16 protein-coding genes are annotated in these 20,269 nt (G+C 48.2%); 6 read left to right on the top strand and 10 right to left on the bottom strand.

What is annotated here, in order from left to right:
• Window positions 1–311 precede the first annotated feature (311 nt).
• On the bottom strand, window positions 312–1,211 hold the full coding sequence (locus M0R47_RS17380; RefSeq protein WP_292557142.1) for a PfkB family carbohydrate kinase: 900 nt from the start codon (window positions 1,209–1,211) through the stop codon (window positions 312–314).
• A gap of 364 nt (window positions 1,212–1,575) precedes the next feature.
• On the opposite strand from M0R47_RS17380, the gene fba reads away from it, so the two are divergent.
• From fba to lgt, 3 genes are all read left to right on the top strand, one after another.
• On the top strand, window positions 1,576–2,601 hold the full coding sequence (fba, locus tag M0R47_RS17375; protein WP_292557116.1) for a class II fructose-bisphosphate aldolase: 1,026 nt from the start codon (window positions 1,576–1,578) through the stop codon (window positions 2,599–2,601).
• Window positions 2,602–3,136: 535 nt separating this feature from the next.
• Window positions 3,137–3,415, top strand: coding sequence for an Lpp/OprI family alanine-zipper lipoprotein (locus M0R47_RS17370; protein ID WP_292557114.1), 279 nt, complete (start codon window positions 3,137–3,139; stop codon window positions 3,413–3,415).
• A gap of 675 nt (window positions 3,416–4,090) precedes the next feature.
• Window positions 4,091–4,879, top strand: coding sequence for a prolipoprotein diacylglyceryl transferase (lgt, locus tag M0R47_RS17365; protein WP_292557112.1), 789 nt, complete (start codon window positions 4,091–4,093; stop codon window positions 4,877–4,879).
• Window positions 4,880–5,003: 124 nt separating this feature from the next.
• Here lgt and M0R47_RS17360 read toward each other — a convergent pair whose 3' ends face one another.
• The 3 genes from M0R47_RS17360 to M0R47_RS17350 form a co-directional block, all read right to left on the bottom strand.
• Entirely contained in the window at window positions 5,004–8,090 is a 3,087-nt protein-coding gene (locus M0R47_RS17360; RefSeq protein WP_292557110.1) for an amino acid adenylation domain-containing protein, read from the bottom strand.
• A 177-nt stretch (window positions 8,091–8,267) separates the two neighbouring features.
• Window positions 8,268–8,972, bottom strand: coding sequence for an MBL fold metallo-hydrolase (locus tag M0R47_RS17355; RefSeq protein ID WP_292557108.1), 705 nt, complete (start codon window positions 8,970–8,972; stop codon window positions 8,268–8,270).
• A 131-nt stretch (window positions 8,973–9,103) separates the two neighbouring features.
• Complete coding sequence (locus M0R47_RS17350; protein WP_292557106.1) at window positions 9,104–9,706, bottom strand: DUF6875 domain-containing protein; 603 nt, start codon at window positions 9,704–9,706, stop codon at window positions 9,104–9,106.
• Between the two features lie 960 nt (window positions 9,707–10,666).
• Between M0R47_RS17350 and thyA the strand changes: the two genes are divergently transcribed.
• From thyA to gmk, 3 genes are all read left to right on the top strand, one after another.
• Window positions 10,667–11,500 carry a thymidylate synthase gene (gene thyA, locus M0R47_RS17345; protein ID WP_292557104.1) on the top strand — a complete coding sequence of 278 codons (834 nt, stop codon included), beginning with the start codon at window positions 10,667–10,669 and terminating at the stop codon, window positions 11,498–11,500.
• A 51-nt stretch (window positions 11,501–11,551) separates the two neighbouring features.
• A complete protein-coding gene (locus M0R47_RS17340; RefSeq protein WP_292557102.1) occupies window positions 11,552–12,166 on the top strand; it encodes an inorganic pyrophosphatase in 615 nt (204 codons plus the stop codon).
• Between the two features lie 638 nt (window positions 12,167–12,804).
• Window positions 12,805–13,419 (top strand): guanylate kinase, encoded by a 615-nt coding sequence (gene gmk, locus M0R47_RS17335; RefSeq protein WP_292557100.1) that lies wholly within the window; start codon window positions 12,805–12,807, stop codon window positions 13,417–13,419.
• 175 nt (window positions 13,420–13,594) lie between these two features.
• On the opposite strand, the gene M0R47_RS17330 is transcribed toward gmk, so the two are convergent.
• The 6 genes from M0R47_RS17330 to M0R47_RS17305 form a co-directional block, all read right to left on the bottom strand.
• Window positions 13,595–13,900, bottom strand: coding sequence for a DUF3240 family protein (locus M0R47_RS17330; protein ID WP_292557098.1), 306 nt, complete (start codon window positions 13,898–13,900; stop codon window positions 13,595–13,597).
• On the bottom strand, window positions 13,897–16,959 hold the full coding sequence (locus tag M0R47_RS17325; RefSeq protein ID WP_292557097.1) for a CusA/CzcA family heavy metal efflux RND transporter: 3,063 nt from the start codon (window positions 16,957–16,959) through the stop codon (window positions 13,897–13,899). Before M0R47_RS17325 ends, M0R47_RS17330 begins: the two co-directional genes overlap by 4 nt.
• Window positions 16,959–18,068 carry an efflux RND transporter periplasmic adaptor subunit gene (locus M0R47_RS17320; RefSeq protein WP_292557095.1) on the bottom strand — a complete coding sequence of 370 codons (1,110 nt, stop codon included), beginning with the start codon at window positions 18,066–18,068 and terminating at the stop codon, window positions 16,959–16,961. The genes M0R47_RS17325 and M0R47_RS17320 overlap by 1 nt, the downstream gene beginning before the upstream one ends.
• The gene (locus tag M0R47_RS17315) at window positions 18,065–19,339 is read right to left on the bottom strand and encodes a TolC family protein (RefSeq protein ID WP_292557093.1); all 1,275 of its coding nucleotides are present in this window, start codon (window positions 19,337–19,339) and stop codon (window positions 18,065–18,067) included. Before M0R47_RS17315 ends, M0R47_RS17320 begins: the two co-directional genes overlap by 4 nt.
• A 105-nt stretch (window positions 19,340–19,444) precedes the next feature.
• Complete coding sequence (locus M0R47_RS17310; RefSeq protein WP_292557091.1) at window positions 19,445–19,843, bottom strand: hypothetical protein; 399 nt, start codon at window positions 19,841–19,843, stop codon at window positions 19,445–19,447.
• Between the two features lie 69 nt (window positions 19,844–19,912).
• Window positions 19,913–20,269 (bottom strand): hypothetical protein (locus M0R47_RS17305; RefSeq protein WP_292557089.1); only part of this gene is annotated, 357 nt, incomplete at its 5' end.

Genomic DNA, 20,269 nt, shown 5'->3' with positions numbered 1-20,269 from the left:
GCTGGGCCCTGATTTTATGTGTGTATCCTTTTATGCCACAGGGTCGGTCTAACACTCCAACATTTAGGCCCGAGATTTTGATATTTAAGTATAGAAGCGATTGTTAATTTACCCGCCGTTCCGTCATCGAACACCGTAACTTGGGGCATTGAAAAATTGTCGCCCGACAGGAAGAACTGAAGGACTCCTTCGGGTCAAAAACCGATATTGCCATGCCCCCAACACCCGATAATATAGATAATACGTTGAGTATTGCGTCCGGTATAAATGATTATCTTGGATTGCAGGGTTAACTGAACAAAGCTGTTAGTTCAAGTCGCATATAGGGGTTGACTAAATAACAGGGTATGCTCTTTTTGGCTGGGTAGTCCTAAACGAGCTCCCATTTGCATGCAGCACAATGCGCCAGCGGCACTAGCGTACTGAAGTTGCGTTTGCCAATCCATGCCGGCTGCCAGTGCCGCAGCAAAAGCGCCATGAAAAGCATCACCGGCACCCGTGGTATCAATGGCGGTAATGTGATAAGCGGGTAGTGCGCCTTGCTCATTGCCGCGTTGCCAAATCAGTCCTCTCTCGCCCAGTGTGATAATCACAACTGGCGCAAGCTTAGCAAGTTGGCTTAAGGCTTGGTGTTCGTTACCTGCGTACTGGCTGGCAAATTTTTCCGAACAAATCAGATAATCAACGTGATTCATCAATGCCAAGGTTCCTTCATGCACTGAACCGGCATCCAATACTGTTGGGATTTTAGATTGCCTGGCTTTTTCGGCAAGTGGCAATGAGATATAAGGTTCATGTCCATCGAACAAGACAACCTTCGCCGAGACATTAGAGAAGTTCAGTGCATTGGATGCTAATGCTTGCGTGTCACCCTTGTAATTGATTAGGCATCGTTTGCCATCGGTTTTGACTATTATTGTCGATAACGGAGTAGGGGAGGCGCCGCGAATGATTAGTTTCGTGTTAACACCGTAATCATTGAGTTCCTGGTAATGTTTGTCACCATAAATATCACGTCCCAAGTATCCAGCGAATGCCGACGTTAATCCTAACTTGGCAACACACACGGCGGCATTGGCAGCAGGGCCACCGCCACAACTGAGCAAACTTTCGGCAACGATTTTCTCATCGGCACCCGGATGTTGATTTACGGAAAAAATCAAATCATAAGAGGCGTGCCCTACGCACAGTACGTCAACATTAACAGTCATAGTCATAGTCATAGCTCAAGTAATAAATCATTCTCAATGTTTCTTTGATGTGGCTACACTAAACCTAAAATACTCTTAAATACCACCCTTGAGCGAACATTTTCTAAGGGGCGACAGTACTCAGTCATCCTGGCATAAAAATCTAAATTCATTGATTACTTGTGTTATGGGCGCTTTCTCGCAGGACTTCAAGTCTGGCTTATTCAGGTTAATGACATTACTATGCGCCATGATGGTGTTTTGGTGAGTTGATCTTAACCAGACAGGCCGCGCTCATTTCCTATCAAGTCACACATCGGAAACGATAATAGCCCCTGGCGGTGAGCTAGAACCTAAAATATAACAAAGCTAAGGAGAGCCGATCATGGCTTTAGTATCATTACGACAACTTTTGGATTATGCGGCGGAGCATGGCTTTGCCGTACCCGCATTCAACATCAGTAACATGGAGCAAGTTCAAGCCATTATGCAAGCCGCTGATGCGTGCGATAGCCCTGTGATTATGCAAGGCTCAGCCGGCGCGAACAGATATGCCGGCGAGGTATTTTTACGCCATTTGATTCTTGCAGCCGTTGAACAATATCCTCATATTCCGATCGTCATGCATCGGGATCATGCACCGACACCCGACACCTGTGCGCAAGCCATTCAATCAGGCTTCAGCTCAGTGATGATGGATGGGTCTTTGCTGGAAGATATGAAAACGCCTGCCAGTTTTGAATATAACGTCGAGGTTACTCGCAATGTGGTCAAGATGGCGCATGCGTGCGGCGTATCGGTTGAAGGTGAAATCGGTTGCCTGGGTTCGTTAGAAACAAAAACGCAAGATTCATCGGAAGCACCGGATCACAGTCAGTTACTGACCGATGCGGATGAAGCAGTTGAATTTGTCAAGCAAACTCAAATAGATGCGTTAGCTGTAGCCATTGGCACCAGTCATGGTGCTTATAAATTCAGCAAACCGCCTACTGGCGAAGTATTGGTTATTAGCCGTTTAAGAACATTACAACAACGATTGCCTAATACTCATTTCGTCATGCATGGATCGAGTTCTGTGCCGCAAGATTGGCTAAAGATTATCAATGAGAATGGCGGCGATATTCCCCAAACTTATGGTGTGCCGGTTGATGAAATTATTGAAGGGATTAAATATGGTGCCCGCAAAGTCAATATTGATACTGACTTACGTATGGCTTCTACAGGCGCCATTCGCCGATATTTAGCCCAACCGGAAAACGCATCAGAGTTAGACGCTCGCAAGATCTATAAAGCAGCCAGGGATGCGATGCAAGAGCTTTGTCAGGCACGTTATGAAGTATTTGGCTCTGCTGGGCACGCTAGTAAAATTAAAGCAATGCCATTGCGCGAAATGGTTAAACGCTATCAGTAGGATAAGATTGGGCGGGTTATAAACTAGGTTGTTCCATCAGGCTCTTGGGCAATCAGGTCAGCATTTTCGGCCCCAGTTCTTTTTTAGCCGACTATTTATGCGAATAGCGGGTTTGAATCGATAGCACCAGTTCGTTACTCCCAAAAGCCGACATTCACTACTGGCGTAATCGTATCGAAATCGATGGTCTGGTTTATGTCGGAACTCAGGGTGATTTTCAATGGGAATAGCTAGCGGTAGGCTTATTGGGAGATGTAAAACTAGGCGGTGCTGACGACTGGAAAACAAAGTGCGCTCATTAGCAGCCGCCGCTATTGAGTAATTTCCTGTCTTCATCGGATTTTAATCAAACCAACAGGTTTCCTTTCATCTTGACACTGTAATCTATGCGCAATCGTAGCGATGTCTGCATAACGCTGGCCGCAATGGCTTGGGGTATGAACGGTTTTTATCTTTATCAGTGGATACAGTCAGAATACGGTTTAGGCAGTATCGGATGAATTTACAGTAATAATTTTGAGTAAGGAAAAATAATATGAAAAAAGTAATGAAGCTATCAATTATTGCTCTGGTTTTCAGCCTGGTTGCGGCTTGCGCAACTACTTCAGATGTTGAAAATTTACAATCGCAAGTTGATGGCTTGGATTCTTCTGTTAAACAAGCATCAGCCGACGCAGCCAGCGCAAGAACTACAGCAGACGATGCTGCTGCAAAGGCAGAAGCCGCAGAAGCGGCAGCCAACCAGGCGGCGCAATTATCTCAAGATGCCAATAGCAAACTGGATAATAGATTCAAAAGATCAATGATGAAATAAACCATTGGCGCTTTAAAGCGGAAAAATAGCCCGACGGGAAACTGCCGGGCTATTTTTTTGCCTTATTGTGTGACCTTAATGATCGTAAATGTGTGACATCACAGATTCATTCCCATCTAAAATGCTAGGTCGTAGTCAGTCCTCAACTTGCGCCCTGTAACTTACAAAGACAGGGAAAGCAGGTGTCCTAATGAGCAAGGCGCCGCCGAGTGAACGGGATAGTATGACTTTGAATGGTACGCTCTGTAATTGGGGTAATTTAACCCATGGAACGGTTTGCCCTAAGCCCTTTCTGAAGCCTACGGTATCAGCGGCTTAGCGCTGAAATTTCGTTTCCGAGCAAACATCCGTTTAGCAATAAAAGCCGTTATTTTCACAGGCGTTTACCTCCACCATGCGCATATTGGAAGCACGCCGTATATTAATCTGTCTTTGCTTGAGAGATAAATCATATTAGGCTGATAGATGTAGCTAAAGATACAATAAGAAAATACAACCAAGGCGTGGGCAACAACCAACAATCTGTAAAGCTTAGCCATTTGGAAATTTTTCACACTCAAGGCATGAGCCGGATGTTTTCATTTTATGACAAGATGATCCCCGCCCCGTGACGCTAAAGTTGAGAAAGAGCTTATCCATCAATCACCATTTCAATAAATCATTCATTCGACAATTATGCTGAATTTCCCACAAATTGATCCCATCGTTGTAAGTTTAGGGCCGGTAAAAATCCATTGGTACGGCCTGATGTATCTGATCGGTTTTGCCGCGGTATGGTTTTTAGGGCAAAAACGCGCTGAAAAACCATGGTCGCCGATCAAACCGGAAGCCATAGAAGACTTGGTGACTTACGGTGCATTCGGTGTAGTGCTGGGCGGCAGGATCGGCTATATCCTGTTTTATAATTTTGCCGGCTTCCTCGAAAATCCGCTGGTGCTGTTTAAGATTTGGCAGGGCGGCATGTCGTTTCACGGCGGCATGTTGGGCGTGTTCATCGCGATGTGGCTGTTCGCCAAAAAGCAGAAATGCAGCATGATGCAATTGACCGACATTATCGCGCCGCTAGCCCCTATCGGTTTAGGCGCCGGCCGTATTGGTAATTTTATTAATTCCGAGTTATGGGGCAGACCCACCGACGTGCCCTGGGCCATGGTCTTTCCTAATGGCGGCCCGTTAGCTCGTCATCCTTCGCAACTTTACGAAGCTTTTTTAGAAGGCGTGGTGTTGTTTGCGATACTCTGGGTATATTCCAGCAAGCCCAGACCAGTTATGGCTACGACCGGCATGGCATTGTTTTTTTACGGCTGCTTCAGGTTTTTTGTCGAATTTTTCAGGATGCCGGACGTGCAATTAGGTTATATCGCGTTGAACTGGCTGACTATGGGACAGATACTGTCAACGCCGATGATCTTGATCGGCGCGGCATTGTTTTATTTTGCGCATAAAAACAAGGATGCAAAATAAACATAAATATGAGTCATTAACACTGTAGGGTACGCATTGCGTACCTTTTTGGTATTTGATTCAGAAAACGGGTACGCGATGCGTATCCTACTGGATAAAGAATAATCCGCTATCGAGGAATTATTCAGGTTGCACTCATCTTATAAGCCCTGCGAAGCTGTGGAGTAATGGGCTTGGAAACGTTTGATACCCTTGCTCCGGTATTTTCAATCAGCTTTGCCAATTCGGCGATAGTCGGCTTCTCAAACAGCGCGGTTAGCGGAATATCCATCGATAGTTGCTCGCCAACGCGGATCAGCACCTGCGTGGCGAGCAACGATTGCCCGCCCAACTCGAAGAAATTGTCGTGAGTGCCGATACGGTTAACGTTCAAGACCTTGCCCCATATTTCGGCTAGCAGTTTTTCCGCCGGGCTACATGGCGCAATAAAATCCGTATCCAGAACCTGCCGGTTCATATCCGGCTCCGGCAGGGCACTTCGGTCCAGTTTGCCATTGGGAGAGAGCGGCAGGGCATCGAGAAACACAAAGAATGAAGGGACCATATACTCGGGTAATTTCGACTTAAGGAAATCCCGAAGCTCTGAAAGGGTTGGAACAGTGTCGCTTTGGGGTATTAAATAAGCCACAAGCCGTTTGTCAGTTGGACTGACCTCGTACACGTCAACCGTAACCTCGCGTATTTGCGGGCATTGGAGCAATGACGCCTCAATGTCGCCTAACTCGATGCGAAAGCCCCGGATCTTTACTTGTAAGTCGTTGCGGGACAGGAATTCAATGCTGCCGTCGGCCAGCCATCGAGCCAGGTCGCCGGTCCTGTACATGCGCGCATTTGCTTTGGCTACAAACGGGTCAGGCACAAAGCGCTCTGCTGTCAACTCCGGGCGGTTCAGGTAGCCACGCCCAACCGCCACTCCGCCGATATAAATTTCGCCTGCGACGCCAATCGGCACCGGCTGCCGATGGTTATCCAGGATGTAAATCCGGACATTCCAGATGGGTCTTCCAATGGGCACAGGCCGATTGAGGTATTGCTTAAGATCAGAGGGTAAGCGGAAAGAGGTCGCTATAACCGTGCATTCAGTGGGTCCATAGCAGTTGACAAATTCGGGCCGTGGTTCCGGCAGTTCCAGCAGCTTGGAAGGTTGCATCGGTTCCCCGCCGAGAAAAACCTTTCGCAGCGTACTCAATTCTCCGTTAGCGCCGGCATCGATCAATGCGTAAAAGCCGCTCGGGGTGATGGTTATCATGCCGGCACGTTCTTTGAGAGCCAGTTTTACGATTGCCTGAGGATCAAACGGTTCGCTTGCCAAGACCAGTCGGGCGCCGGTCAGTAAAGGGCCGTAAACGACTTTTTGAGTAGCATCGAAAGCCATGGACGACACGACCAAAACCGCGTCATCGCAACAAAGCTGTGTCGCCTCCCTGATATACCACGGCAGCAGGTTTTGCAGGCCTTGATGCACTATTTGGGCTCCCTTGGGTTTGCCGGTGGAGCCGGAGGTGTAGATAACATAAGCCAGATTTTCAGGCTTCAGTCCTACGCTTTTATGATCGGGATTGGTATCGGGGGCGATTGCCCATACGGGAAGCTTGGCCGATAAATCAACCAGGCGGGGGCAATTCGGCATATCGGCGTACAGTGCTTGATGCTGACTATTGGTCAGTAACGCTAACGGGGCGCTGTCTTCAAGCATGAATATCAGCATATCCTTTGGATAAGATGGATCAAGAGGCACATAAGCGCCGCCGGCTTTAAGGACAGCGAGCCAAGCGATTACTTGGTCGATACATCGTTCAAGACTGATCCCGACCAGCACTTCCGGCTCAACGCCGATATGGTGCAGATAATGAGCCAGCTGATTAGCGCGGGCGTTGAGTTCGCCATAAGTGAGCTGCTGGTTAAGGTAAACCACAGCCACGGCATGAGGTGTGCGCTCAACTTGTTCTTCGAACAAGTGATGGATGAATTTGGTGCCGCTAAATTCTATCGCCGTGTCATTCCATTCGATTAATAATTGTTGGCGCTCAGGTTCAGTCAGCATGGGCAGCGTCGACAGATGCGCTTCCGGGTGAGTCGTTATGCCTTTAAGAAGAGTTTGAAAATGGCCGATTAAGCGTTCTATGGTCGAAGCTTCAAACAAGTCCATGGCGTATTCGACCGCCCCCACCATGCCATACTGGGTTTCCGATAGTTTTAGCGTGAGGTCGAATTTGACGGCTTCGCTATCGAGCTGTAGAAATTCCGGGGTAATTTCGTTTAACTGCGGCGTATCCTGAAACACGAGCATAACCTGAAACAACGGATCGCGTTTTGGATTGAGCAGCTCAGCCAGTTTTTTAAAGGGGACATTTTGGTTGGCATGCGCCTCAAGTGTAATATCGCGCACTTGTGCCAGCAGTTCACGAAAGCTTGGATTACCTGACAAGTCTGCCCGCAGCACCAGAATGTTGACGAAAAAACCGCTCAAGTTTTCGAGCTCTAAATGACTATCCGCCGCAGTCTGCGTGCAAATCACAATGTCGTCCTGACTACTGTAGCGGTGTAGTAGCACTTGAAAAGCCGCCGCCAGCGTCATGAACAACGTCACGCTTTGCTGCTTACTGAGGATTTTCAGCCCTTCTGTTACAGTGGAAGACAGGCTGAATGATTGGCTTTCTATTCGAAATGACGGTACCGGAGGGCTAGGCTTATCCGTGGGAAAATGCAGCGTTGGCACATCTGCCAGCTGTCTTTTCCAGTAAGATAGGAGTCGTTCGCGTTCCAAAGCGGTATCTTGGAACAATAGCTCGGGTGGAGGTTGCCCTTCGCTGAATAGCCTATATAGCGCCAAGAGTTCGTGAGCCAATACATCCGTTTCCTCTCTATCGGAGACCCGATGAAAGGTCAGCAACAAAACCTGTTTCTCTTCTTTTAGGGATATTAATTTTGCCTGCACATGAGGGCTGTCGTCCAAAGCCGCCTCAGCCTGGATATGTCGATTAATCTCGTGGTTGACCAGCGTTAAATGAACCGGGAAAGGCTGACGCTCTGATATTGGCTGGCCATTCAGTTCGGTAAAAATTAATTCAGGCATCTCATGGCGACGAATTAATTCGTCGAGACTAGCCTTCAAAACCGGAATATCGAGTGCGCCGATAAACCACAGTAACAAATGATGGGAATGAAAAGTACTAGACGCCGCGACATTAATATTGAATTGATTTTTCATTGTCTCATCTGCTTGCCAATATACTTCAACCGAACCTAAGAGTTAAGTTAATGGACAACATAAAACTGAACTCTATCTATTACCCAAAAAAATGATTTAAGTCACACCAAACGTTTATAGATTAGGGCCCCCATTTTCTTCAATCAATAAGTGCGGCTACCTACCAGCATGGGATAATTACTCAAAATTTAGATTTTTTAATGACTCTATATATAAATCAATATTATTCGACAGACCTGATCCATGCATCGGTAAAATGGTTTCAATGTCATTTTTACTTATTTTATTTAAGGCATTAACCAGATGATTATGCGAAGGCAGGTAATTATCTTTTTTTATTGAATTAACTATTTCATTAAGGCAATTGTTTGAATTTATACCGGTAAATTCACCGCCTTGTATGAACAGATCCGAAGAAAATAATATTTTTTGTTCGATCCAGTAAACAACCAAGCTATCCCATTGATGAACGTGCTGTGTATGTATGAACTTTAAAGAGCACCCTTCAAAGACAGATATAATCTCACCGTCTTTTACAGGTTTTGCTTTTACATCGAAAATATCACTTAATCCGAATGTGCAAATAGGATGAGCGTATAAATTTATTTTTTTGTTTGATATTTTTAAGACTTCAGGCACAGCTCCCATTTCATCAGCTTCGAAATGAGGCACTATGACGTTTTGGATATTTTCAGGAATTAATCCAACACGTGCCATGTTTGTACATACCTCATTAAAGTTTTTTCTAAAGCCGGTTTCTATTAGAGTTATACTTTTATCTTTTGACACTACGATAAATTGGTTAAATGATAGCCCTAATTTATCTATATAGAGAGAGTTAACGTAGAGATTTTCTTTTATGGTATGTATTGTTGATGACATAATAATATTTATAATTATTGTAAGCTTTAATTTCGTAATAACTTGAAAACAAATATAAAATTATCGACAATGGATTAGTCGCTTACAGATCGATCCGGATAAGAAAGAAACGATGACTGGGAACTTCTTCTTTAACTATATAATTCCTTGCGTTCCATATATTTTATTAAAAAGTCTTCTCCTTTTTTTCCGAATACCTGCAAGTATTTTTCCACAAAAGAATGGGTCGATATTAAAAAGGCAATATCGGTTATCGCCATATTTCTAATAGCCAATAAACTGATAGGGCTATCAAGAGGGAAAAAATTATCGTTCCAAAGCCCTTTTTCTTTACATCCTGGATAAAATTGTCCAATCATTAAGTTTTCTTCAACAAAAAGCGGCTTTAATTCATTTTGGATCAATTCAATTTTAATGTATTCGCTTTTATCAAGATAAGGATAGGCATTTATGATGACTTTATAATCTTCATGGTTATTAACTTTAAGTGCTTTAAACAGTCCAATTTGGCTTGATATTTTTTTTATCTCAATCTCTTTATCTAGGTAAAAATATTTTTCAAGGGAAAAATAAATAGTATCTTTATTAATTGCCTCTCTAGTGAATGGGCAAACGCTCCCTGCACGGCCCAATGATGGATGAGGGCTACATAGAAATTCTTTAATCCAGTTTTTTATACCGTTTAATTCTTCCTGATTGCTATTCTCCCATGACTGTAATTCAGACTGGCGCATATTAGTTCCCTATAATATTTTTGCAAAAAACTACTCGGCATTAGCAAGAACTTATTTAACATTCTTGACGTATTTACCGACCACTTCCGTGAAAATAATTAATATAGAAATCTAAAAGTCTTCCTTGATGTCCAAGATTTTTGACAAACTTAAAAGCAACATAAAGCAAGGGCTTATGCAGTGATATTTGCTGTAAATATTGACCAATATTTAATCAGTGGCTGACAATATAGACTCAGCAATAAATGGATTTCTATTAGTACGAATACGGATGAGCATTAGCAATATTTAAGGTGATGCCTAGGCAATTCATTCCGGCTGTGGTATTTGCCGGCTGCCGCAAAATCAGTTAATGGTCCAGGCGGTTCAAGATGCATAAGCAAAAACCTCCAGCGCCGGCATTTGCTCGGTCTACTTTTAAACATGATAAAATTGTAAAGAATTAGCACCACTACGTAGTGCAATTGAGGTTGTAATCAGTTTATGATCCTTACCCGAACCGGGAGTTTTACGTTTTGATTCCGCCGCGGCCTGGAGTTGGCAGCAGCGTTTATTTGCAAAACAACGTTCGCGTAACGGCAAAACCAAGTTGAACAAGAAGCATCAATGCCCTAGTCTATATATTGGGATATTTGTTTGGAATGTATTGCGCAAGAAACAGGGATAAACCATTCTAGCCGGCTTTACAGAATTTACCCTCAAACTCCAGCGGGATGGTTAATCCAGTTTTGAGCGTAAGCGTCCGCTGTTTAAAAGTGATTTTACAAAGAGTGATAATAATTATGAGGCGGCGCTTACGTCGCTGTGTTGCCTGTCCAAGTTAACCCGGACCAAATTCCACATAGAAAATTGAATGGAATAGTCTGTTACACGCCACTTATTAAAAGAGCGGAATAATCTAGCCAGAGAACATCAAACAGACCCGTAAGTTTTGTTAAAAACCCATAGTCATCAAAACGCATGAAGCAATATTTAGAACTATTCAATAAAATCCTGGCTGAAGGAAATCCCAAAGGCGACAGAACGGGTAGCGGCACGCTGTCCATTTTCGGTCATCAAATGCGTTTTCCGCTGGCGGAAGGCTTTCCATTGGTAACCACTAAAAAGATACATTTAAAATCGATCATTTATGAGTTAATTTGGTTCTTAAACGGCGACACTAACCTGAGTTTTTTACATCAGCATAATGTCAATATCTGGAATGAATGGGCCGATGACAAAGGCGATTTAGGCCCTGTGTACGGCCACCAGTGGCGTTCATGGCCGACACCTGACGGGCGGCATATCGATCAGATTCAGCAAGTCATCGAGCAGCTTAAAACAACGCCGAACAGCCGCCGGATGATCGTTTCCGCCTGGAATGTCGCGGATTTGCCGGATGAAAGCATCAGCCCGCAGCAGAATGTGGCGCAAGGCAAAATGGCTCTGGCGCCCTGTCATGCGTTTTTCCAGTTTTATGTGGCCGACGGCAAACTGTCTTGCCAGCTCTATCAGCGCAGCTGCGACACATTTTTGGGTTTGCCGTTCAATATAGCCAGTTATGCGTTACTGACCCATATGGTTGCCCAGCAGTGCGACTTGGAAGTAGGCGATTTTATCTGGACCGGCGGCGACGTGCATTTATACCTGAACCATCAGCAGCAGGCTAACTTGCAGTTAACCCGTAAGCCTTATGCGCTGCCGACCCTAAAAATAAAGCGCAGGCCGAAATCGATATTCGATTATCAATATGAGGATTTTGAAGTGATCGATTATCAGGCACATGAACACATCAAGGCACCGATTTCTGTTTAGCGGTCAAGACAGGAGCAGACATTACACATTTTAAACAAAGAACCATTACTCATGAATATACAATATAAAGCGCATCCCTGGCATGGCATCAGTCCAGGCAACAATACACCGGACATCGTGACGGCCTTTATCGAGATCGTCCCGTCGGATACCGTTAAATATGAAATCGATAAAGAAACCGGGTATCTGAAAATCGACCGGCCGCAAAAATATTCCAACACGGTTCCGACACTTTACGGGTTTATTCCGCAAACCTTCTGTGCGGATCGGGTTGCCGAATATGCCGCGCTAAAATCCGGCAAACAGGTTACTAAAGGTGATGGCGACCCGCTGGATATTTGCGTTTTGAGCGAGCGCAGCGTGACCCATGGCGATATTCTTTTACAGGCAATACCTATCGGCGGATTTCGTTTGATCGACGACGGAGAAGCAGACGACAAGATTATTGCAGTCATGAAAGGCGACGAGTTTTACAGGCAGTGGCGTGACGTATCAGACTGCCCCGAATCTTATATCAACCGCCTGAAACATTATTTTTTGACCTATAAACAACTGCCGAGCGAACAAAGCACCTGCGAAATAACCAATGTTTACGGACGGGATGAAGCGCATGAGGTGATTAGACGGGCTTTGGTCGATTATCAAAACCATTTTATTGCCGAATAACGACAGCGTGGGTGGATTTGGCCTTTCGGTATACCGCTACACTGTTTCTGCATTGCACTACTACAGCCCGTCCATGGCTTTCATGCAAAAGCTTCATTCTCCTTATTCCTGTGAGTTGTACAGGATCAATTACCGAGGTTTCGTTGATTCATAGGTAACAAACAACACGGCAACAACTTTCAAACCCCTGCTTGGAAGTTGTTTGTTTTTGCACTACATCAGATGCTCCAGACCGCGGAATATGCCGAACCAAGATCCGGCATCCTTTACCGGAAAGGCCACCCAGACCGCATCCTCGTGACCGACGCCCCGATAATAAGTGCGGTAGTAGAATGATTCGAACCACTCCGGGCCTGCGAAGTCCAGCAGCCGGTTGGCGCGGAAGCTGCCTGCACCGTCAAGATTGCGGATGACGTCCGAATGGTTATAGCTCGTTGATCCTGCTTTATGATTAATGAGGCGTTTCAGTCAGTGACAGAAAGCCGCTGTCATTTATTCTGCCGGAAAAGCACCCTTAGCGCTAACCGTTACTTTGTCCAAGCGGTAGCATCCTGTATCATGCGGACTTTTGATTTGTCACTACAAATCAAAACCTCTATCTATTCCGCTTCGACCTTGACCCTTTGATCTTAAACTTTATGAACATCGGCAAACTTTATATTATTTCCGCCCCGTCCGGCGCCGGCAAAACCAGCCTGGTTAAACAACTGGTTGCCGATTTGGATGGCCTGACCGTATCGGTGTCCCATACTACTCGTAAGATGCGGCCCGGCGAAGCTCATGGTCAGGATTATTACTTTGTCAGCGTCGCAGAATTTCAAGTCATGCAGGAAGAACAGGCATTTCTTGAACATGCCCAGGTATTCGATAATTTCTATGGCACAGCGCAGCAAACCGTCGAAGAAAACTTGAACCGGGGTTTGGATGTGGTTCTTGAAATCGATTGGCAGGGCGCTGAGCAAATTAAAAAACTGCTGCCTGACAGTCTTTCCATTTTTATCCTGCCGCCATCGACGGAAGTTCTATTCGAGCGCCTCAGAAACCGGGGACAGGATGGCGAAGAGATTATTGCCCGCCGGATGCGCGATGCGGTAACCGAAATGAGTCACTACAACGAATTCGATTATCTGGTCGTCAACGACGTGTTCGAGCAGGCATTGACCGAGCTGAAAAGCATCGTCATCGCCAACAGGCTGACTAAGCAACGCCAATTGCATAATCTGCGGCCTTTATTAACTTCACTGCTTGCGTAGGACGATAAGCATATCGGTATGCAGACCTTCCAGGTTTTAGAAACCTGGAAGGTCTAATTTCCAACGTCCTGAATAGCACGAATGCCGGAAATATCCATCCGTCGTTGCGCTTGGGCGGATTTATTCCGGCCTGCAATGTCGCCTTCATAGGGCGGCTCTACTTCACAGGAACACTCTAAATAAACCCATTCTCAGCCACCGGCAGCACCCAGTATCTGATCCCCGAGCCGGAAAACTCCGCTCTTAGTTGATCCAATAATTGGGCCAAGCCCTGCTCCGGCACGTACATCTGGAAACGGACTTTTTTCTGCCGTCCGGTCACCTGCTCTGCCAGCGACAGGCCTTCATTTTTATGGTCGTGGGAACTGACCGGGAAACTGCTGAAACCGTGCTCCGATTCCAGCATCAACAGGCTATCGACCACCGCTTCTTCCAGGCTGATCGGCACGTTAAGAGTGATTAAATATTCCTTGGTGTTCATTGCTTGGCCTCCGGTGACAAGCCGAATAATTTGAATAGAATCGGCAATAAAAATAACGTTAAAAAAGTCGATGACACCAGGCCGCCGATGACCACGATAGCCAACGGGCGCTGAATTTCGGACCCCGGCCCGGTTGCGAACAGCAACGGAATCAGGCCGAACGCCGCAATACTGGCGGTCATCAGCACCGGGCGCAGACGCCGGGACGAGCCGACCAGCACCACCTTAACCAGGTCCATGCCGGTTGCTATCAGCTGGTTAAAATAACTGACCATGACCACGCCGTTCAGCACGGCAATCCCCAGCAGCGCGATAAAACCGACCGATGCCGGTACCGACAAATACTCGCCGGATAACCACAACGCAAACACGCCGCCGACCATTGCCAGCGGGATATTGGACAGCACCAATACGGCTTGGCGAATCGAGCCGAATGTTGAAAACAACAATAAGAAGATCAAGCCCAGCGACACCGGCACCACCACCGACAATGTCGCCGCAGCGCGTTGCTGGTTTTCGAACTGGCCGCCGAATTCAACGGTGTAACCGGTCGGCAATTCGATTTTCTCGGCAACGGCCTTGCGCGCTTCGTCGACAAAACCGACCAAATCGCGGTTCAGCACGTTGCTGGTGATGACCACAAAGCGCTGGCCATGCTCCCGGCCCACCGATACCACGCCTTCCACTTTTTCTATTTTGGCAACCGCTGTGACCGGCACCTGTCCGCCATCCGGCAAGGTGATTTGCAGGTTGTCAAACGTGGCGGTATTGCTGTCGCCGCGCAAAATCAACGGCGTGCGCTTGATGCCTTCCTGGACTATGCCCAGCTTCAGGCCTTCTATTTGCGCCCGCAGCAGCGTTTCGATGCTATCGCTGTCCAGGCCCAAGCGCCCTGCCGCCGATTTGTCGATGGTCAACTGCAAAAATTGCATGCCCTCATTCTGCTTGACGAAGACATCGCTGGAGCCGGTGATATTGCTCAGCAAGTCCGCTATTTGCTTCGCCTTTTCATTGAGCACGGCCAGATCGGTGCCGAACAATTTGACGGCCACGTCGCCTCTTGTTCCGGTCAGCATTTCCGAGACGCGCATCTCAATCGGCTGGGTAAACTGAAAGGCAATGCCCGGCGTTTGCGCCATGACTTTGCGGATCTCATCCTGCAATTGCTCCTTGCTGTCCATGCGCCATTCGTTTTTGGGCTTGAGTATCAAAAACGTATCGGTGTCGTTCAGGCTCATCGGATCGAGCCCTAACTCGTCGGAGCCGACGCGGGCGACGATATCGATGATTTCCGGAATATTTTTGCGCAAGTTTTTCTGCACTTGAATATCCAGGGCCACGGACTGGTCCAGCGTAATCGACGGCAGTTTCTCCAATTGCAGAATGATGTCGCCTTCATCCAGAGTCGGCATAAAAGTGCTGCCAATCTGGGTAAAGACCAGCGCGGTCAGAACCAACAGCGAGCCAGCGCCAATGAATACCTTTTTGCTGTTGGCAATACACCAGACTAAAGCGGGCTGATAAAGTTTTTGCAACTGTCTGGGCAGCCAGGGTTCTTCGTGCGATACCTCTTTCAACAGGTAAGAGGCGATCACCGGAATTACCGTCAGCGACAGCACCAAGGAGCCGCTGAGCGCAAATACGATGGTCAAAGCCACCGGCGTAAATAACTTGCCTTCCAGCCCCTGCAAGGTCAGCAGCGGTAAAAACACGATGATGATAATCAGGATGCCGGACACCACGGGTGCCGCAACTTCGCGGGTGGCCCGGTAAATCACATGCAGACGCGGCAGGCGCTGGGCTTTTTCGGCATGCGCCAAATGGGTGATCAGGTTTTCCACTACCACCACGGCGGCATCAACCAGCATGCCGATCGCAATCGCCAGACCGCCCAAACTCATCAGGTTGGCGGACATGCCCATATAGTTCATCAAAATAAAGGTGAAAAGCGCCGCCAGCGGCAAGGCCAGCGCGACAACCAATGCGGCGCGCAAATTGCCTAAAAACAGGATCAGCAGAATGATGACCAGCGCGATGGCTTCCAGCAGGGCGTGCAAAACCGTGTCCACCGCCTTGTCCACCAGGTTGCCGCGATTGTAGAAAACCTTGGTTTCAACGCCTTTAGGAAAACCGGGGCTGATTTCAGCCAATTTTTCCTCTATGCCGGCGATGGTTTGCCGGGCATTCGCGCCGCGCAAACTCAGCACCAGCCCGGTAACCGCTTCCCCTTCGCCATTCTTACTGACGGCGCCGTAGCGGGTCAGCGCGCCGATTTTGATGGTGGCGACATCGGCGACGGTAATCGGAATGCCGTTTTTGTTGCCGACCACGATGACGCCGACATCGTCCAGGGTCTTGATGCGGCCTTCGGCCCGGACGATCAGGGCCTCTTCGCCGTCGGTCATGCGACCTGCGCCGTCATTGCGATTATTGTTTTCCAATGCGCTTGTCAGTTGGGCCATGCTGATGTTTCTGGCCGACATCCGGATATTATCGGGCATGACCTCAAAGCTTCTGACCATGCCCCCCAATGAATTGACATCGGCAACGCCGGGCACCGTCCGCAGCGCAGGCCGTATCACCCAGTCCAATAAGCTGCGGCGTTCCATCAAGCTTAAGCCGCCGCCTTCGACGTTGAACATGAACATTTCGCCTAACGGCGTGGTCATCGGCGCGATGCCGCCTTCGACACCCGCGGGCAGATCGCCCCACATCGTATTCAAGCGCTCGGCAATTTGCTGGCGCGCCCAGTAAATATCGGTGCCTTCTTCAAAATCGACGGTAATATCGGTCAGCGCGTATTTGGCGATGGAGCGCAGCATGGTTTGGTGCGGAATGCCCAGCAGCTCGACTTCGATCGGCGCGGTAATCCTCGCTTCAACTTCTTCAGGCGTCATGCCGGGCGCTTTGACGATAATCTTGACCTGCGTCGGCGACACTTCCGGAAAGGCGTCGATCGGAATGTTCTTAAAGGCGTAATAGCCGCCGCCTGCCAGCAGGCCGACCAGCAGCAGCATCATCAGCCGCTGGCCCAGCGCAAAACGAATCAGGTTAGCCATTACTCGTCGCTCCCCAGCCCCAGCCAGTTGGCTTTGAGCGCAACCGCGCCCTGGACGGCGATGTCTTCGTTGCCGGCGAACTCTCCGCTGATAACCGAATCGTTATCCTGTTTGCCGACGACGGTGACCGGAGTCACCGCAAATCCCTGTTGCGTACGGACAAAGATAAAAGCTTTGCCTTCGTTTTGGGCAATGGCGGTATTAGGGATTTTAAACGCCGCCTTGTCGCTAGACTGGATAATCCGGGTATTGAGCCGCTGCCCGGCCCGTAAAGACTCCAGATTGTGCTTTTGTAGGATCGCCCTAGCCAGAATTGATTGGTTTTCAGGATTGACGCTTTGCCCCAACAGGGTGATTTTTGCACTGACATCGGAGTTATCGATCAGCACCCGGTCTCCGATTTTAATGTCGCCCACGCGTTCCTGAGGAATGGCGATTTCCAGCCAAAGCTCATCCAGGTTGGCGATGCGGAATAGCGGCTCCATGATGTCGATATGCGTCCCGACCACGACCAAACGCTCCATGACCACACCGGCAATGGGCGCGCGGATATTGAGCTGCCGGGTCAAGCGGTGCGTCTTGCGGAAGTTCTCAACCTCACCGACCGTCATTCCGGCAATTTCCAGCAATTGCCTGTGTTCATCCGCCTCGGAAACAGCGGAATGGTATTCGCTGCTGGTTTCCTGCCAGCGCCGGTCGGCAATCACGCCTTCCTGTAGCAGCTTTTTATCCCGCTGGTAAATTGCCGAAGCCAGCTGCAGAGCGCTGTCAGCTTTAAGGTATTCCCGCTGTAGCGTCAGCAGGTCCGGACTGTTCAGTTGGGCTAAAACCTGCCCTTTGGCGACTTTATCGCCGACCGCCGCATTCAGTTTTTCAATAACTCCGCCCTGCGATGTGCTGACGATGTATTCCTGCGCCGGCGGAATCACCACTTTAGCTGGAGCGGATAGCACCGGAAATTGCGTAACAGGTTCCAGCTTGCCCAGTTTCACGCCGAGGGCATCAAGATTTTCCTGTGAAATTTGAATGACATTTTCAGCGGCATAACCGCCTAAACCGATTACGCTTAGCAACAACAGCATTGCAGCACGGACGATAAATATTCTCATGGCGTAACTCCTACAGCCTGGTTATAAAGCGCTATGTCGCGCTGCAACATGACCGACCGCTGCTTGGCATTTAATACCGCTTGCTGGGTTCTGGACTGGATCCTTAACAAATCCATCAGGTTAATTTCCCCGACCGAAAAGCTTGCCTGGGTCATTTTGAAATGGTCTTCGGCCACCTGCTTTAATTCATTGGCGATACCCAGCTCGACCCGATTGACTTCCAGGTTATGCTCAGCTTCGTGATGCGCCTGTTCCAGATCGCGGAATAATTGCTCACGTTCTGCAATCAGTTTATTGAGCTCGACATTAACGGCGGCAACCTGCGGCGCCAGATGCGCGCTGCCGCCGAAAGGCACAGTCACGCCGATGTTGAAGCTTTCCGTCATGTTGCTGCGGGGATCGTTGGTGAACCGGTCGCTGTTGATGCCGACCGCGACGTTAGTCTGGCCGGAGCCCGTCAATTTAATCGCATTAAGCTCCGCCTGTTTGCGTTCGATCTGGCTGTTAAGGGCCGCCAAAGCCGGATGGTTTTGCTGAATCTCGGTTAGCTCAACCAGCTTTTCCTGGTAATCGCCGGGTACTTTGGTCATTTGCGTGATGCTGGTATAACGTTTGCGGGCATGCATTAACTCGGCTTCAGCTTGAGTTACCGCCGAGCGTTTTTGCAGCGACTCCGATTGCGCCAGCAATAAATCGGCTCTGGGCAAATCGCCCAGCTCAACGCGCCGCTGCACTTTGGCTACTAACTGATCCGTGATATCGAGCTCGATTTTTGCCTGTTCATAACTTAATCCGGCCAGTGCCATATTCCATAAAGCCCCTCTGACCAGTCCCGCCACGCGTAGCTTGACCGCTTCCGCCTGCGATAGGGTGCTGCTTTGAGCCAGCTTTGCCGTTTTTTGTTCGGCATCGCGCTGGCCTATATTCCATAACGGCACCTCCACTGCGGCATCAATATAATGCAAGGTACCGCTGGTCGCTTCCTGAAAACGAAGCCCGGCTAGCGATGCGCCGGCTGTCCAGCTATCGCCTCTTTGCGCTAGCGCCGCCGCTTCTTCTTCCAGAGAGTTAAGCCAGGTCGCATCCGGATATTTCTCCAGCGTTAAATCGACGACTTTTGACACGCTTAACGTTGTGTCGCTCTCGATCGGGTCATGATGTTCGACAACGTATTCCGAATCGGCAAAGCTGAGCGTTATCGCCGCAAAAAAAACCATATTCCCTAGCAGGAACTGAGGGATGAGCCTTCTGGAAAGGTTCAAAAAAAACATAAGTCGGACTCGATGCGGTGCTAACCGCGTTTTATAATTTTTATAAAAAAGTAACGTACAACTGCATACCGATATTACAGGGCAACATCGATACAAAAATGGGGATTATTGAGCGGGAGGCGCGCGAGGGGATAGCGATGGAATAAGCAACCGGCAAACAAACTGTGCTGTTTGCGGAGAGAAATTGGCATCAAAAGGGGATAGCGTGGTTTTAACGGTGGCAGCCTGCTGATGCGGATAGTGGCTGTCATCCGAATCCACAACGGCATTAGACTGATTGTCTTTCATGCCGGCATCGACGCCCACTATGATGCCGTCAACATGAAAATCATAATTGACTGCCGAAGACATCAGGGTGTCATGCTTAATGCCATACCTTTCAAGACCGGGGACATGCAGTCCCAAATCTGAAGTTTTCTCTCCGGCATGCGCATGCACCAACGGTGCAATCAATTGCAGTATTGCCAGAAAGATAACGGTAAATTTACGTAATGTTGTAAGCATGGAAACAATGCTATGCCATTAAATTGTAATTAACAACTTGTTGTTAATTATTCCTTCTAATAACTGATGTTACGCACGGATGATTTTTGTCCCGTATGCCGCGCCGAGCACCGGAGCTTTTGTCGAGAATAGCCCGTTAAGGGGTGCGGCAGGGATGCCGCACGTCAGCAGAGGGGCAGGAGCCCCTTCTTGACCCTCGACAAAAGCGAGGAGCACAGGACAAATCGGCAGGATAGCCGGTTTGCATGCGTAGCACCCACAGGGCGAGGCACAAGGATGTGCCGAGTGAACTAAGCGGCAACCGGGGTCGCCTTTTCTTTGGTTACTTTCTTTTGGCGAAGCAAAAGAAAGTAACTCGCCCTCGGGTGCGAGAACCCGATTAAAAATAAACCGTCGCGGCAGCGACACTTTAATAAAAAATGTTAA

This window comes from Methylobacter sp. (assembly GCF_023227905.1).
Taxonomy (GTDB): Bacteria; Pseudomonadota; Gammaproteobacteria; order Methylococcales; family Methylomonadaceae; genus Methylobacter_A.
Note: the sequence above shows the minus strand (reverse complement) of the source record. Positions and strands in the feature narration are given on the sequence as shown.